The following is a 14,389-nucleotide window of genomic DNA, read 5'->3' on the forward strand; positions in this document are numbered from 1 at the left end:
GCAGTCTGCTGCCGGGCCTGCCCCAGCGTATTGAACAATATTGCAAACAAAGCGGGGCACTGTCCCTGTGCAGGAGCGCACAGGCCTCTAATCGCCCCGATACTGCCCCGGCGTCACACCCACATGGGCTTTGAATACCCGTTGGAAATGGCTTTGATCGGCAAACCCGAGGCGGTAGGCCACCTCCGCCAACGCCAGCCCTTCGCCCAGCAACTGCCGCCCGCGATTGACCCGGGCATTGAGCAGATAGGCATGCGGCGTCAACCCTGTGGCCGTGCGGAATGCGCGGATCAACTGGTAGCGCCCAAGGCCGGCCTCGCGGGCCAGCACCTCCAGGCTCAGTTGCGCGGGGTCCTGGCCTTCGAGGCGTGCGATCAAACCGCTCAACGCAGTTGCCCCCAAGGCGGGGGCTGCTGCCAGCGGGGCTTGGGCGGAAAAGTCCAGGTCACCCACAAAGGCAATCAGCGCCGCATCCTTCTCACTGTTGCTGGCGCTGGAGAACAGCAACCTGTTCAGCTCGCAGAACTGCCCATACACCGCTGCCACCCGGCAGATACGCGCCGGCTCACCGGGCCCGGCGCCGCCCAGCCCCGACTCCAGCCGCACCTGGGTCAGCCAGTCGGCATCCACATGCAGCATCTGGTAGCTCCAGGCTTGCCCGGGTTTGGGGTTGCAGGCATGTACGCGGTGGGCTGGCACCAATACCAGCGTGCCGGGTGTCAGCCGTTCCTGCCCATGTGCGGCGCCGCTGAAATGGCTGTGGCCAGCATCCACCGCACCGATGGAGAACGTCGGGTGGCTGTGGGCCTTGTAACAGGCGCGGCTATGACAGGCGCGGCGGCTTTCCACATGCGGGAGTGCCGGGTCGCGCCACAGCTCGGCGTGGGAGCGGGGCATCACAAGGTCCTCTATTTCGCCCGCAGCGTAACAGGTGCCGCGTACCCATACAGTTTTTATCGCTGGCTGTAACTTGACCGCAAGGCCCGGCACAACGCCAGCCGCTAGGGCCTGCGCACGGCCTGCGTGGCCGGAGGTGGTCGCATCATCGCCTTCAGCGGCATGATCGCCTTGGCGGCCATGGGCCTGGCCGTGGTGCTGCACACCAGTGAATACCTGTTTCTGGCCATCAAGGTAGTGGGTGCGGCGTACCTGTTCTACATCGCCTGGCAACTGTGGCGCGCACCGGTAGGCGAGGCCGTGGTGGCAGCCGATCACCCGCGTGGCACCTGGCGCCTGACGCGGCAGGAGTTTTGGGTGGCAGCTGGCAAGCCTAATGATGTCCAATATAGACACTAGTGACAGGCACCTGTCGAACCACAGCTGACATAACTTTCGTTGCTAAATCGGGCAACTCACCAGGTCTAAGCCCCTTAGAGCCAACAATCCTTGCGTTCCCACCTTGCCATTGCAACATTCCGCCGTGTTGCCAATCAACGTATGATTTCGCCTACACCGCCGCTTGCGTTCTGTTTGCTGGGCACCGGCGTAGTCTCAATCAGGTTGAACAAAGGGCATTTGGCTGAACACGAAGTACCCTTTGTTTGGGGTATTCAAAGTATCGCTCGAATGTTAATGTCGCGCGCAACCGGCTCATCACCCTACGCATCCTGCGTCTGCATCAAGGAGAGCTACTTGTTCAAATCGCTGCGATTGACCAACTTCAAGGCCTGGAAAGACACAGGGGAAATCAGTCTGGCGCCTGTGACCATGTTGTTGGGCACCAACTCCTCTGGCAAGTCTTCATTGTTGCAAAGCCTGTTGTTGCTCAAGCAAACCGTCCGCTCTCCTGATCGCACCATTCACTTGAATCTGGGCGGCGATGAGGTCAACGATCTTTTCAGCTTCGGTGATTTCGATAGCGTTCTGAGGCAAGGTGTCGACTCACCCAGACAGTTTTCGATTGGCTTCGACTTTAAACGCTTCGATGACTCCCGGGTGAAGGCCGGCTCTCTGGAAACGTTCTATGGAAAGACTTCAACTGGCAGTGTTGCGGTCCAACAGATGAAGCTGAACACCGACGCCCGCGAATTTCGTGCGGTGCGTAGGGACCGTGGTGCTTTCTCGATATTTGTCGATGATGAAGCTCAGCCCCGTTTCAAGGGGCGAAATTATGCGCCTGAACGGTCTATCTCTTTTTCTGCCGATGCCATTGCCGAACTCGATCAGGATGGAGCCTTGGCCGAGGACCTTAGCCTGTCCATTCGCCGCGAACTGGAAGGTATCAGCGATAGCGCCTCGTCAGTAGGCTCTGCTCACAAGGCTGCTGGGAAATTAAGCTAGGCTACCGTAATCCTAATGGTCGGTATAGATTCTGGCGGCCTTACATTTCCCAAAAGGGGATGCGTTGTACCAGGCCGCGTTCGTCATAACAGCAATTCACGCTTCTGATCTCTCTAGAAGATCTGCAATGACACTGTTAGCTATATCAGCGTCCTACACCAACAGACCTCACTATTGATTTATATTTTTCACAACTTATTAGATCTTGATCATATACCCTGCAGCCGCCGCCGCCCACTCCACCAACACTAGAGGGGGAGCCTTTGCTCTTCATCTCGTATTCCGGGTTTGGATCTGCGGGATACGATCCATCCCAAAAAGCCCATTGCATATCAACTATACTTGCTGTCTTGCAATTAAAGCTGGCGTTCTTATTGCACTCTTCAAATACTGCGGTTAATGCCCTTTCTGCAGAGATGGCTCCACATACCATAGCATTTGCTTGTCGCTCAGGATTTTGATTGAAGCTGCCAACAGTCGCTGTCCAGCCGACGTTACACTCCTTGATCACATAGCTAAGGGTGACAATAGAGCCATTGGTGCGGGAGAAATAACCCGGTGTAATGATCAGCGGGTCTTGGCCGTTCTCGTAGTGTAGGAATTGCCGCCCGCAAGCCGCGCCTTGATGGCATATATTAACTATTGAGAGGTGTGAGGCAGGTGCTTTGGTGTTTTTTTTGTGAGATACGGCATTGCCTGCTTCAGAAGAGGCTACCGCAGGCATCTCAAGGCTGATGCTCGGATCGCTGGGCTTCAACCCTCCTTCGAGTGCAGCCTGTAGGACGATCCGGCATTTGGGATTGCTTTTACACTCTTCCAAATTAAGAAGTGAGCGAGTTGGCTTGTTAATTGCCGCGCCGATTGCGTTTAGGCTGACCTCAGGAAATGCCCAACGCCCGTCCTTGTATTCGGCCCACTCGTCAGTGTCGTAATCGCTGCTGCCTCTCGACTTCATTTGCAATCTTCCGACGCCATCTATTTTTCCGTTTTTACACTTTCCTGACCAAGAGGCGCCATCGAAGTCCTCACCTTCATTAAGAACGATGGCACAGCCCTCTTTAGTTTTCAGCAGGGTGTCTGCCTGAGCGAACTGCGTAGCGGTCAGAAACAAAAGAACGAGTGCTATTCTCATCTGTGGCTCCTGTTTTAACACATTCAAAGACAATAGGGCGCTCGACTACCTCAGTGTAGTTGACTGCAATGGATAAGAATTTTTAGTTTCACGTGCGGGGATGAGGCTTGAGCTGGAGGGCTCTGAGGCTCAAGTCGCGGCTAGAGAAGATTTGTCCTACTTGTGCCGGTGTTGACCGGCACAAGTGGAGAAAAACCAAGCAAAGCTCCAAAAGGCCATGCAACTGGCGAGACAGATGCGGCGCTAAGAGGTGTTATGCCCGCCGTGTGGCGAGTAGAACAGAGGCAGCGCCCGACAGTAGTACTGCGCAGATGCGGTTGAAGAGATGCTTCCCTTTGGGGTCATTGAACCAGCGTCGCAAGTGCAGTCCGATCAATGCATAGCCTGCAAGTGCGATCACCTCGAGTACCAGGAACAGAGCACCCAGTATCGCGAACTGCGGCGCGACATCGCGCGCTGGGTCTATGAATTGCGGGAGGAATGCTGTGAATATCAATATTGCTTTTGGGTTTCCTGCTGCAATAAGAAATTCTTGCTTCGCTAGACTCGCAACATTCCTTGGCTTTGCACTGTTGAATTCCTGCTTTTGGGTCTTAGCTGTCCAGAGTTTAAATGCCAAGTAGAATAGGTAAGCGGCGCCAAGAATCTTTATTGCCTGAAATACGAGTTCGGACGTTTCAAGTACCGCCGATAATCCCGCTGCCGCGAGCGCTATCATTGCGGCAAAAGCAATGAGCCTTCCGGCACCTGCAAGGCATGAAGTCCAGAAGCCATAATGTGTGGCGTTATTAACTGAAAGCAGGTTGTTTGGGCCGGGAGCCATGTTAAGTGCAAAGCAAGCCGGTATGAAGATGAGTAGTGTAGAGATGTTCATAGATCTGCTTTATTTTTGTGAGGGTGGATGTAGACATCATTGATGATGTCGTTTGTTTTTTCAATCCCCTGGCGGCTGAGCACTGGCTAGCTGCATCATCACGGTATGATCATGTCTTCGTTGGTATCCCCAAGGCCATCCTGATCTTCACCGCCTTCCTGCCGCAATTCGTCTCGGTCGGCAGCACCACGCCGGTAAGCGAGCAGTTCCTGTGCTGGGGCTGTTGTTCCTGCTGCTGGAATGGGCGGCCATTGCCATCTACGCAGGCCTTGGCGCCTACATGCAGCGCTGGTTCAGCCAGCCCGGCCCGCGCCGTTTGTTCAACCGGGTCAGCGCCTCCCTGCTGGGCTGCGCCGGCCTCGGCTTGCTGGCGGCGCGCCGCTGAACAAGAATGAGGACTGGTACTGAGTTAAATTAAAACATCAACCTTGGGTGTACTCAAGAATTTCTAATGGCATTTCGTGTCTCAGTCATGCTGACACCATCAGGGTAAAAAGTGACAGGCTTAAAGTTCTCGTGGGTGAAGACATTGATGAATCCTTCAAATGACTCTTTCGCACTGCGAGGGATTTTTGTCCTTGCCGCTACCACTTCCCCTCTATAGGATATAGCCGGCTGCCCGGTTAGATTGGCCCACTCTTGCGCAGCAGGTATTTTATTCAAAATGGAGGTGTTAGCTCCTCTGCACGATAAAAGGTGAGTGGGGTGAGTGTTGATTGGTACATTGCTGCGTTTCAATTCTCGGTATAATTTTTCAGCGGAATAGTAAGGGCCATATTTTTTGCCCAATTTCCCGGCGCCGTTTCCATGCGCCACAACAGTAATGATAGAGCCGGTTGGGACTTTGTCCGAATCGACCTTGTAAACCCTCAGTCCTTTAATTAATTGTATCCGGCCTTTAAATACAAGCGGAGGGCTAATCGGCACGCCTGAGCCGCGACCTGATGGATCAGTTCTATTCACAGGATCACCGACGGCAAACATGTAGGAGTTTAAACCCCCAATACCAAAAGGACTTTCTACATCGGAACTTTCGAAACGCCCCAGTCGTGGGCTATAGGATCGGTAGCCGTTGCCAAGAAAATAGCGTCCGTCAATATTTTCAGGGTGCTCACCTTTGAATGCAATCATGGAGTGTTGGCTGTCGGTACAGTAGCCATATGCAGAATATGTGGTCTCTATTAGGTCCCTACTTACCGTTCCATGGTGGTCACCTTTCAGTAGCGAAAAAGATCTCAGGGCATTATGTGTTCTAACGATTGCGAGCGGCTGAGATAAATGTCTAATTGCTTTAATGGCTGAAGTCTCGAACAGGATCATGTCAAGTGAATTGCCTTGATAAAACCGTAAGGTGATTTCTTCTGGGCGATCAGGTGGTTTTTTTATGTTTGGCATAATCGTCTGCTTATATAATGTGTTCAGTGCGGGCAGGATTAGTCATCAGTGGATCTCACTAGAAGCAACGCACTTCTAAAATGCACTGCCCATCAGTGTGAAACGTAATTTCAGAACTGCCAGCGCACCCCTAGGTTGACGCCGCTGGCTTCCTGCTGGCGGCTGTCCAGGTTGGCGGTGTACTGCACGCCGCCATGCAGGCTCAGCGCTTCGCTGACCTGCGCCACCACGCCGCTTTCCAGTTGCACCGAGGTATAGCGGTAGTCGGTCTTGATCTTGTCGACATCATCGAAGGTCAGGGTGTCGCGGCCACCGTCGCCGTGCCACAGGTTGACCTGCGCATAGGGTTGCAACAGGCGCCCGCTGCTCCCCGTGAACGCACCTTCCAGGCGCACACCCAAGCGGCCGGTCAGCTCTACCTGGGCGTCATGGCTGATGCGCGAGACACTATCGCTTGCGCTGTCGAGCGAAACTTTTTGTGCAATCAGCTGGGCTTGTGGCTCCAGCGTCCAGCGTTCGGACAGGGCGATGGGGTAGCCGGATTCGAGCGACGCCGCCCAGGCATGGCCGTCGATGTCCAGCTTATCGCCGCGCTGCGAGCGGGCCCGCCCATCGAGACGGGTGTACTGCAACACTGCATCCAGGTACGCGCCTTGCGGCCCGACCAACGCCCAGTAAGTGCCAACACTGTCGCCATCAAGTTTCAGGTCGCCAACGCTGCGGTCTTGCTCGGCCAGGGCGAAACCTTTGACGTCGGCATCCAGGCGGCTGTGGCTGACGTAAAAGCCGACATGGTGGCGATAACCGCCATCGCCCGTCTTGGCATACAAGTCCTGGCCCACCTTGAAACCGTACAGGTCGCCATCCAGGCTCGGGCTGACCGTACCGCTCCATTGCTGGCGAAGCGTGCCGCCGTAGGCTTGTCCCCAACTGGCAGGCAGGGCGCCTTCGCCTTTGAGCAACTGTTGGTCGCCCTGGCGTTGATGGAAGGTGCCCAAGGCCTGGCGCGCGATGATCGCAGCGCCTCTTGGGGCGGCAGCGTAAACCGGGACTTCCGGGCGATACAGCGGCAGGCTTTCGCCTTGCACGGGGGCGGGCAGGTCGACCTGGCCAGGTGCCGGAGCGGCAACAGGTGGTGTCTGGGCCGGTGCCATTACCGGCGGCTTGCCCGGCTGTGACGGTTGTGTGGGTTGTTCGGGCTCAGGTACCGGTGCTGGAGCGGGTGGCGCGACTAGCGTCGAGCGCAGGTACCAGCTGTTTTCGCTGCCAGCGGTTACACCGCCCTTGAACAACCGGTAGTCATAGGCACCTACCGATAGCGTTTGCGTCTGCACGAATGCAGTGGCAGAGCTGGTGGCGCCGTCACGGGCTTCGACGAGCTGGATGCCGTTTTGTGCGGTTGTTGCACCCGCGCCATTGAGGTTGTTGACGAACAATCGCGTAGAGCCGCTGATGGCGCCGCGGCTGACCACCAGGCGGTCGGAGGCAGCGCCATCGCCTGCCAGTACGCTATTGAGGCGCAGTGTGCCGTTGTTACCGGTGTAATCGCCCTGAACAGTCAGGCGGCCCTGAGCGTCGTTGCCACGACTCAGGTCGAGGGTGCCGGCGTTGACTAACGATACCTTGCTGTCACTCTGGATGCTGACGATGCTGCCCTGGCGGCTGATCAGCGAGCTGCTTGCATCGATCAGAAGGGTGCCTGTCCCAGTGGCGGGGATCACGCGTGGCTGATCGCTGCCGAGGTCTCCCAGCGTGAGGGTGTCGTTGAGGGTGAGCTGGCTGCCTTGCTGGAGGTTGATGGACTCCCAGTTGATGTACGACGCACCTTGGCCCACCTGACTCTGCTCGAACGTCAGTGTGTCCGTGCCGGTACCGCCGTCCAGAATAACGGCAGAGTTACCGAGGTCGAGGGCGCGGACGATGGCGGTGTCATCGTCATTCTCCATAATGACCCGCTTACCGATCTGGCCGCCCGTCCAGGTAAATTCATCCTTGCCGTTGCCAGTGCGTATTTCGCCTTTGAGCGTGCCGCCGCTGATGGTTATCTTGTCAACGCCGCTACTGGTACTGATATCACCGCCGACGGTGCCGCCTGTCATGATGATCGTGTCGTTGCCAAGCCCACTGACAACGTTGCCAACAACAACGGTTTCGACCCCGAGCCCCTGGGAAATTTCGAGGAAGTTGTCAGCGAGCTTGAGATCGATTCGGCCAATGCTGCCGCCTTTGAACCATGCGGTGTCACCGTCTTCAAAAGCGCCCGTGATGATGCCGCCGGTCATGGTGAACGTGTCCATGTCACCGCCCTGGTTCAACGACCCTAGCGTGCCGCCAGACATCGTGAAGGTGTCCTCGCCATTGCCTTGTTGCAATGACTGCACCGTCCCGCCGCTGAGGGTGAACTCATCAGCGGCATCGGTTTGCACGACGGCGCCGAGGGTCTCACCGGGTGTAACCGTCAGGGATTGGGAATGAGCCAGCAATGGCAGTGCCAGCAGGGGTAAGGGCAGCAGCAAGCGGGGGCATCGCATAGGCAGGTCTCCGGGTCCATTGAAGGGTCCACTACCTGAAGCGACGCCAACGGGGTGGCTTCGGCCCTGCCGGAGTTGTATGTAATGTTTGGCGAGGGGACAACTGGCAAAAATGTCAGGTGGCCCGCTGCCATCAATCGCGATAGAACGTTTGCACCAGGTGGTAGCCGAACTTGCTCTTGATCGGCCCGTGCACTACACGCAAAGGCTTCTTGAAAATCACCTGGTCGATGGCGCCGACCATCTGGCCCGGGCGGACTTCGCCCAGGTCGCCGCCGCGCTTGCCAGAAGGGCAGACCGAAAACTTTTTGGCCAGCACGTCGAAAGCCTCGCCGTTGGCGATGCGCTGTTTAAGCTTCTCGGCTTCGTCAGCGGTTTTGACCAGGATGTGGCGGGCTTGGGCTTTCATGGGGTACCTGTGCTTCGGGGCGAAAAAAGGGGCGCATTATGCCTGATAGACTCGCCTTGCAGGAGCGGCACAAGGCCGCTCCTGCAGGGGCCGCGGTAGTTATTCGACTTTAGCCTTTTGCACGTCCTGCGACGCCGACCAGATGCGGTAGCGCACCTCGACATCCTTGGGCACATACACCACCACCGGCAGCTTGCTGTTGTAGCGCAGCAGGAAGCCGTCACCGATCACTGGCACGAAGGCCTCGGTCTTCTTGCCATCCGGGCAGGCCATCAGGGTGCTGGCCGGGCCGCTGACTTTGTCCAGGCGGTAGTAGTTGTAGCCCCAGCCTTCCAGGGTGCGTTCTTCAAGGCTACCCCCCAAGTGCTGGCGATTGCAGTCGACTTGCAACGTTTTGCCGGCGAGGATCTCCAGTTTGTAGGCCGATTCATCGGCCTGTGCCGGCAGGTGGATGACCTGCCGGGTAAAGCCTTTTTCCGCCTCGGGGTAAGGCGCGACGTCCTTCAGGCTTGCCGCCATCGCAGGCGTGGCGGCAGCCAGGGTGAGGGCCAGAATTGCGGTCATCGGGGTAGGGCGCATAGGGCCTCCTTGCAGGTAAACGAATGCGAACCCGCCGCCAGGCCCTGGCCGCCCGTCACTGGGCCAACCAGCCACCGTCGACGTTCCAGGCGGCGCCGCGAACCTGGCTTGCGGCCTCGCTGCACAGGAATAGTACCAGTTCACCCAGGTGCTCGGGGGTGACAAACGCCAGCGACGGTTGCTTTTCGGCCAGCAGATCATGCTGTGCTTGCAGCGGATCGCCACCGTTGGCAGCACGATCGTCGATCTGCTTTTGCACAAGCGGGGTCAGTACCCAGCCGGGGCAGATGGCGTTGCAGGTGACATTGCTGGTGGCGGTTTCCAGGCCCACCACCTTGGTCAAGCCGACCACACCATGCTTGGCTGCCACATAGGCCGCCTTGCCGGTCGAGCCGACCAGGCCATGCACCGAGGCAATGTTGATGATGCGCCCCCAGTTGCGCGTGCGCATGCCCGGCAGGGCCAGGCGCGTGCCATGGAACACAGCTGACAGGTTCAGGGCAATGATCTTGTCCCAGCTTTCCAGCGGAAACTGCTCCACCGGCGCGACATGCTGGATGCCGGCGTTGTTGACCAGGATGTCGACGCCGCTGAATTCGCGCTCGGCCAAGGCGAACAACGCTTCAATCTGGGCCACGTCCGACAGATCGGCCGGATGGTGAACCACCTTCACTCCATGGCGGGCGATTTCGGCTATGGCCGGTGCCGGGTCGCCAAAGCCGTTGAGCACGATATTGGCGCCAGCGCGTGCCAGCACCTGGGCGATACCCAAGCCGATGCCGCTGGTGGAACCGGTAACGAGTGCAGTCTTGCCTGTCAGGGTCATGCAAAGCTCCTTATCAAGTAAAGGCCGGGCGTGAAGACTCATTTTCTGGGGTCGAACGCTTCGCGCAAGGCATCGCCGATAAACACCAGCAACGACAAGATCACCGCCAGCGCAAAAAACGCCGTAAAGCCCAGCCACGGCGCTTCCAGATGTTGCTTGCCCTGGGTCACCAGCTCACCCAGCGAGGCACTCCCGGCCGGCATGCCGAAGCCGAGAAAGTCCAGCGCAGTCAGGGTGGTGATTGCCCCGGTCAGCATGAACGGTACATAGGTCAGCGTGGCGTTCATGGCATTGGGCAAGATATGCCGCAGCATCACCTGGCTGTCCGCCAACCCCAGCGCGCGAGCGGCTTTCACGTACTCCAGGTTGCGCCCACGCAGGAACTCTGCGCGCACCACATCGACCAGGGTCAGCCAGGAAAACAGTGCCATGATCCCCAGCAGCCACCAGAAATCCGGCTCGACAAAGCCGCTGAGGATGATCAGCAGGTAGAGCACAGGCAACCCCGACCACACCTCCAGCAGGCGTTGGCCAATCAGGTCGACCCAACCGCCGTGGTAGCCCTGCACCGCGCCGGCCACTACACCGATGAACACGCTGACCACAGTCAGGGCGAAGGCGAACAGCAGCGATACCCGCGTGCCATACAACACCCGAGCCAGCACGTCGCGGCCCTGGTCGTCGGTGCCTAGCCAGTTGCTCGTGCTGGGCGGGCTGGGGGTGGGTACCAGCAGGTCGTAGTTGGGCGTATCGGCGCTGAACGGGATGGGCGCGAACAGCATCCAGCCGCCCTGGTCTGCGATCAATTGCCGTACATAGGCACTGCGATAGTCGGGCTGAAATGGCAGCTGGCCGCCGAATTCCTGCTCGCTGTAGCGCTTGAGCGCCGGCACATACAGCTCGCCCTTGTAACTTAGAAGCAGCGGCTTGTCGTTGGCCACCAGCTCAGCGCCAAGGCACAGCAGCAGCAGGCCGGCGAACAGCCACAGCGAGACCCAGCCCAGGCGGTTGCGGCGAAAGCGTTGCAGGCGGCGGCGCGAGACGGGGGACAGCATCAGTGCGCCCTCGTGTCGAAGTCGATACGCGGATCGAGCAGGGTGTACGACAGGTCACCGATCAGGCGGATCAACAGGCCTGCCAGGGTGAAGATGAACAGGGTGCCGAACACCACTGGGTAATCTCGCGACACGGCGGCCTCGTAGCTCAGGCGGCCGAGGCCATCGAGGGAGAAGATCACCTCGATCAGTAACGAACCGGCGAAAAACACCGTGATCAGTGCCTGCGGCAACCCGGCCACCACCAGCAGCATGGCATTGCGCAGCACATGGCCGTACAGCACCCGGCGCTCACTCAGGCCCTTGGCCCGGGCGGTGACCACGTATTGGCGGGAAATCTCGTCGAGGAAGGCGTTCTTGGTCAGCAACGTAAGGGTTGCGAAACCGCCGATCACCAAGGCCCCGACCGGCAGCACCAGGTGCCAGAAGTAGTCGGCGACCTTGCCCAGCAGGCTGAGCTCGGCGAAGTTTTCCGAGACCAGCCCGCGTACCGGGAACCAGTTGAGCGAGGTGCCACCGGCGAACAGCACGATCAGCAGCAGCGCGAACAGGAACGAGGGCAGTGCGTAGCCGACCACAATCAGCGCGCTGCTCCAGGCATCGAAGCGGCTGCCGTGGCGTACCGCCTTGCGGATGCCCAGCGGGATCGACACCAGGTAGGTGATCAGCGTGGCCCACAAGCCCAGCGACAGGGTCACCGGTAACTTGTCCAGGATCAGGTCGGTGACTTTGGCCCCGCGGAAGAAGCTGCTGCCAAAGTCCAGCCGGGCATACTGGCCGAGCATCAACCACAGCCGTTCGGGGGCCGACTTGTCAAAGCCGTACTGGCGCTTGATTTCTTCGATCAGTTTCGGGTCCAGGCCGCGGGTGGCACGCGACTCGCCATGTACCACCTCGGCGCGTGCGCCGGGTGCACCGCCGCCCAGGCCTTGCAGACGCGCCACGGCCTGCTCCACCGGGCCACCCGGCGCGGCCTGGACGATGGCGAAGTTGACCAGCAGGATTGCCAGTAGCGTCGGGAGGATCAGCAGCAGACGGCGCAGAATGTAGGCGGTCATGGTGATAGCTTCCGGCGTTCGGCCATTTGCGCGTTGGTCAACGGGGTGGGGCTTACCTCCCACCAGGTGTCCAGGCCTTCGTCATAGGTGGCCTGGACCTTGGGCAGGCCAAAGCGGTTCCACCAGGCGGTGGAGCTGCCCGGCGGGTAGTAGTTGGGGATCCAGTAGTAGTTCCATTGCAGCACACGGTCCAGGGCATGGGCGTGGTGCAGCATGTCGGCCTGTGTGCCGGCGCGCACCAGACCGTCGATCAGGTGGTCCACGGCCGGGTCCTGCAGCACCATCAGGTTGTTCGAGCCGGGGTCGTGCGCGGCTGCCGAGCCAAAGTAGTTGTACAGCTCGGCACCGGGCGACAGGCTGACCGGGTAGCCGGTGACGATCATGTCGTAGTCCCGTGCCATCAGGCGGTTGACGTACTGGGCCGAATCGACATTGCGGATGTTCAGGGTGACGCCGATCTGTGCCAGGTTACGCTTCCATGGCAGCAGCAGGCGCTCCATGCCTGACTGGCCGTTGAGGAAGGTGAATGCCAGCGGTGTGCCCTGGCTGTTCACCAGGCGGTCACCTTCGGGGTGCCAGCCGGCTTGTTCAAGCAGGTCCAGGGCCTGCAACTGCTGCTTGCGGACAATCCCCGAACCATCGGTTACCGGAGCGGTGAACACAGTGGTGAAGACTTCGTCCGGTATTTTGCCGCGCAACGGATCGAGCAGCTTCAGTTCGTCGGCATCCGGCAGCTTGCGAGCCGCCCGCGGTGTGTTGGAGAACACGCTTTGCTGGCGGATGTACAGGTTGCGCATCATCTGCCGGTTGCTCCACTCGTAGTCCCACAGCATGCCCAGCGCCTGGCGCACGCGGCGGTCCTTGAACTGCGGCTGGTCGAGGTTGAATACGAAACCCTGGGCAACCTGCGGTTTGGCCGGGCCCAGGTGCGCGCGTTGCAAGCGGCCATCGTCCAGTTGTGCGCCGTTGTAGCCCAGGGTGTAGGCGGTGGCGGAAAACTCGCGGTTATAGTCGTAGCCACCGCCTTTGAGCACCTGCCGCGCCACCTCGGTGTCACCGAAGTACTCGATGCGCAGCTGGTCAAAATTGTAGCGGCCCCGGCTGGCCGGCCGGTTGCGTGCCCACCAGGTCGGGTCTCGTTCGAAGGTGATGCTGCGGCCGTTGTCGATGCGCCCGATGCGGTATGGCCCGCTGCCAACTGGCTTGTCGAAACCCGCACCATTGGCGAAATCGCGCTGCTGCCAGTCATGTTCGGGTAGCACTGGCAAGCTGGCGAGGTCCAGCGCCAGGGTCCGGCCGTGGTCGGGCTTGAAGTCGAAGCGCACGTGCTGCGGGCCTTCCACGGTTACGCCGGTGACATCGGCGAACTGCGTGCGGTACTTGAGGCTGCCCTTGCTCATCAACAGCTCGAAGGTGAAACGTACGTCCTCGGCGCGCACCGGCTTGCCATCGGCGAAGGTGGCAAGCGGGTCTATCTCGAAACGCAGCCAGGCATCCGCCGGGCCACGCTCCATGCTGCGGGCGATCAGGCCATAGACGGTATAGGGTTCATCGAACGAGCGTACGGCCAGTGGCGCGTACAGCAGGCCGTCGACCTCGCTGACGCCGATGCCTTTGTCGATGTACGGCAAAATATGGTCGAACTGGCCGATCTCGATGGCCGAGCGGCGCAGGATGCCGCCCTTGGGGGCGTCGGGGTTTACGTAGTCGAAATGCTGGAAGTTGGGGGCGTAGCGGGGGGCTTCGTCGTAGACGGTGAGGGCGTGGCTGGGAGCGGCATGGACGGTAAAGCCCATGCACGAAAACACAAGCCCCCACAATACTTGTGGGAGCGGGTTTACCCGCGAATGCGTCGGAGCAGGCAACGAGGTTGTCTGGTCTGGCCTCTTCGCGGGTAAACCCGCTCCCACAGGGGGTCTGATCACCGGGAGGGAGAATCAGTCCTGGCGGCTGGTCACTTCCAGCAGGTGGTAGCCGAACTGGGTCTTCACCGGGCCTTGCACGGTGTTGACCGGGGCGCTGAACACCACGGTGTCGAACTCCTTGACCATCTGGCCTGGGCCGAACGAGCCCAGGTCACCGCCCTGACGGCTGGACGGGCAGGTCGAGTTGGCTTTGGCGATTTCAGCGAAGTCGGCGCCTGCTTCGATCTGGGTTTTCAGTTCGTTGCATTTCTCTTCGCTGCTGACCAGGATGTGGCGGGCGGTTGCACGGGCCATGGGTACTGCTCCTTGGGGTAAAAACGCAAGC

13 protein-coding genes and 2 pseudogenes are annotated in these 14,389 nt (G+C 59.3%); 3 read left to right on the top strand and 12 right to left on the bottom strand.

What is annotated here, in order from left to right; translation table 11 throughout:
- Positions 1-87: 87 nt before the first annotated feature.
- Positions 88-897 carry a helix-turn-helix transcriptional regulator gene (locus tag LU684_RS01165; RefSeq protein ID WP_232894032.1) on the bottom strand — a complete coding sequence of 270 codons (810 nt, stop codon included), beginning with the start codon at positions 895-897 and terminating at the stop codon, positions 88-90.
- Between the two features lie 111 nt (positions 898-1,008).
- Here LU684_RS01165 and LU684_RS01170 point away from each other — a divergent pair.
- A pseudogene (locus tag LU684_RS01170) lies at positions 1,009-1,281 on the top strand (LysE family translocator); the annotation flags it as partial.
- 351 nt (positions 1,282-1,632) lie between these two features.
- Positions 1,633-2,280 carry an AAA family ATPase gene (locus LU684_RS01175; protein ID WP_224372331.1) on the top strand — a complete coding sequence of 216 codons (648 nt, stop codon included), beginning with the start codon at positions 1,633-1,635 and terminating at the stop codon, positions 2,278-2,280.
- A 145-nt stretch (positions 2,281-2,425) separates the two neighbouring features.
- Here the strand turns inward: LU684_RS01175 and LU684_RS01180 are convergent, their stop codons facing one another.
- The gene (locus LU684_RS01180) at positions 2,426-3,412 is read right to left on the bottom strand and encodes a hypothetical protein (RefSeq protein ID WP_191086634.1); all 987 of its coding nucleotides are present in this window, start codon (positions 3,410-3,412) and stop codon (positions 2,426-2,428) included.
- Between the two features lie 253 nt (positions 3,413-3,665).
- Complete coding sequence (locus tag LU684_RS01185; protein ID WP_102688819.1) at positions 3,666-4,286, bottom strand: LysE family translocator; 621 nt, start codon at positions 4,284-4,286, stop codon at positions 3,666-3,668.
- Positions 4,287-4,408: 122 nt separating this feature from the next.
- On the opposite strand from LU684_RS01185, the pseudogene LU684_RS01190 reads away from it, so the two are divergent.
- Positions 4,409-4,671 (top strand): annotated as a pseudogene (locus LU684_RS01190) (LysE family translocator); the annotation flags it as partial.
- Between the two features lie 53 nt (positions 4,672-4,724).
- Here LU684_RS01190 and LU684_RS01195 read toward each other — a convergent pair.
- The 9 genes from LU684_RS01195 to LU684_RS01235 form a co-directional block, all read right to left on the bottom strand.
- Positions 4,725-5,681 (bottom strand): RHS repeat-associated core domain-containing protein, encoded by a 957-nt coding sequence (locus LU684_RS01195; protein ID WP_102688820.1) that lies wholly within the window; start codon positions 5,679-5,681, stop codon positions 4,725-4,727.
- 110 nt (positions 5,682-5,791) lie between these two features.
- Positions 5,792-8,212 (bottom strand): autotransporter family protein, encoded by a 2,421-nt coding sequence (locus LU684_RS01200; RefSeq protein WP_232894033.1) that lies wholly within the window; start codon positions 8,210-8,212, stop codon positions 5,792-5,794.
- Positions 8,213-8,345: 133 nt separating this feature from the next.
- Positions 8,346-8,621: a peptidylprolyl isomerase gene (locus LU684_RS01205; RefSeq protein WP_016487304.1), complete on the bottom strand. Its 276-nt coding sequence runs from the start codon at positions 8,619-8,621 to the stop codon at positions 8,346-8,348.
- Between the two features lie 99 nt (positions 8,622-8,720).
- A complete protein-coding gene (gene eco / locus LU684_RS01210) occupies positions 8,721-9,200 on the bottom strand; it encodes a serine protease inhibitor ecotin (protein WP_023049333.1) in 480 nt (159 codons plus the stop codon).
- A gap of 55 nt (positions 9,201-9,255) precedes the next feature.
- Complete coding sequence (gene hbdH / locus LU684_RS01215; RefSeq protein WP_023049332.1) at positions 9,256-10,026, bottom strand: 3-hydroxybutyrate dehydrogenase; 771 nt, start codon at positions 10,024-10,026, stop codon at positions 9,256-9,258.
- Between the two features lie 38 nt (positions 10,027-10,064).
- The gene (locus LU684_RS01220) at positions 10,065-11,081 is read right to left on the bottom strand and encodes an ABC transporter permease (RefSeq protein ID WP_232894034.1); all 1,017 of its coding nucleotides are present in this window, start codon (positions 11,079-11,081) and stop codon (positions 10,065-10,067) included.
- The gene (locus LU684_RS01225) at positions 11,081-12,139 is read right to left on the bottom strand and encodes a microcin C ABC transporter permease YejB (RefSeq protein WP_016487300.1); all 1,059 of its coding nucleotides are present in this window, start codon (positions 12,137-12,139) and stop codon (positions 11,081-11,083) included. Before LU684_RS01225 ends, LU684_RS01220 begins: the two co-directional genes overlap by 1 nt.
- Entirely contained in the window at positions 12,136-13,935 is a 1,800-nt protein-coding gene (locus LU684_RS01230) for an extracellular solute-binding protein (RefSeq protein ID WP_232894035.1), read from the bottom strand. The genes LU684_RS01225 and LU684_RS01230 overlap by 4 nt, the downstream gene beginning before the upstream one ends.
- Before the next feature lie 141 nt (positions 13,936-14,076).
- Positions 14,077-14,358: a peptidylprolyl isomerase gene (locus LU684_RS01235; RefSeq protein WP_023048866.1), complete on the bottom strand. Its 282-nt coding sequence runs from the start codon at positions 14,356-14,358 to the stop codon at positions 14,077-14,079.
- Positions 14,359-14,389: the final 31 nt, after the last annotated feature.

The organism is Pseudomonas sp. NMI542_15, from assembly GCF_021283425.1.
Taxonomy (GTDB): Bacteria; Pseudomonadota; Gammaproteobacteria; order Pseudomonadales; family Pseudomonadaceae; genus Aquipseudomonas; species Aquipseudomonas fortuita.

What these genes read in the sequence shown, in the direction of transcription:
- LU684_RS01165 (WP_232894032.1), bottom strand. Translation starts at nt 897, where the DNA reads ATGCCCCGCTCCCACGCCGAGCTGTGGCGCGACCCGGCACTCCCGCAT.
- LU684_RS01180 (WP_191086634.1), bottom strand. Translation starts at nt 3,412, where the DNA reads ATGAGAATAGCACTCGTTCTTTTGTTTCTGACCGCTACGCAGTTCGCT.
- LU684_RS01185 (WP_102688819.1), bottom strand. Translation starts at nt 4,286, where the DNA reads ATGAACATCTCTACACTACTCATCTTCATACCGGCTTGCTTTGCACTT.
- LU684_RS01195 (WP_102688820.1), bottom strand. Translation starts at nt 5,681, where the DNA reads ATGCCAAACATAAAAAAACCACCTGATCGCCCAGAAGAAATCACCTTA.
- LU684_RS01200 (WP_232894033.1), bottom strand. Translation starts at nt 8,212, where the DNA reads ATGCGATGCCCCCGCTTGCTGCTGCCCTTACCCCTGCTGGCACTGCCA.
- LU684_RS01205 (WP_016487304.1), bottom strand. Translation starts at nt 8,621, where the DNA reads ATGAAAGCCCAAGCCCGCCACATCCTGGTCAAAACCGCTGACGAAGCC.
- eco (WP_023049333.1), bottom strand. Translation starts at nt 9,200, where the DNA reads ATGCGCCCTACCCCGATGACCGCAATTCTGGCCCTCACCCTGGCTGCC.
- hbdH (WP_023049332.1), bottom strand. Translation starts at nt 10,026, where the DNA reads ATGACCCTGACAGGCAAGACTGCACTCGTTACCGGTTCCACCAGCGGC.
- LU684_RS01220 (WP_232894034.1), bottom strand. Translation starts at nt 11,081, where the DNA reads ATGCTGTCCCCCGTCTCGCGCCGCCGCCTGCAACGCTTTCGCCGCAAC.
- LU684_RS01225 (WP_016487300.1), bottom strand. Translation starts at nt 12,139, where the DNA reads ATGACCGCCTACATTCTGCGCCGTCTGCTGCTGATCCTCCCGACGCTA.
- LU684_RS01230 (WP_232894035.1), bottom strand. Translation starts at nt 13,935, where the DNA reads ATGGGCTTTACCGTCCATGCCGCTCCCAGCCACGCCCTCACCGTCTAC.
- LU684_RS01235 (WP_023048866.1), bottom strand. Translation starts at nt 14,358, where the DNA reads ATGGCCCGTGCAACCGCCCGCCACATCCTGGTCAGCAGCGAAGAGAAA.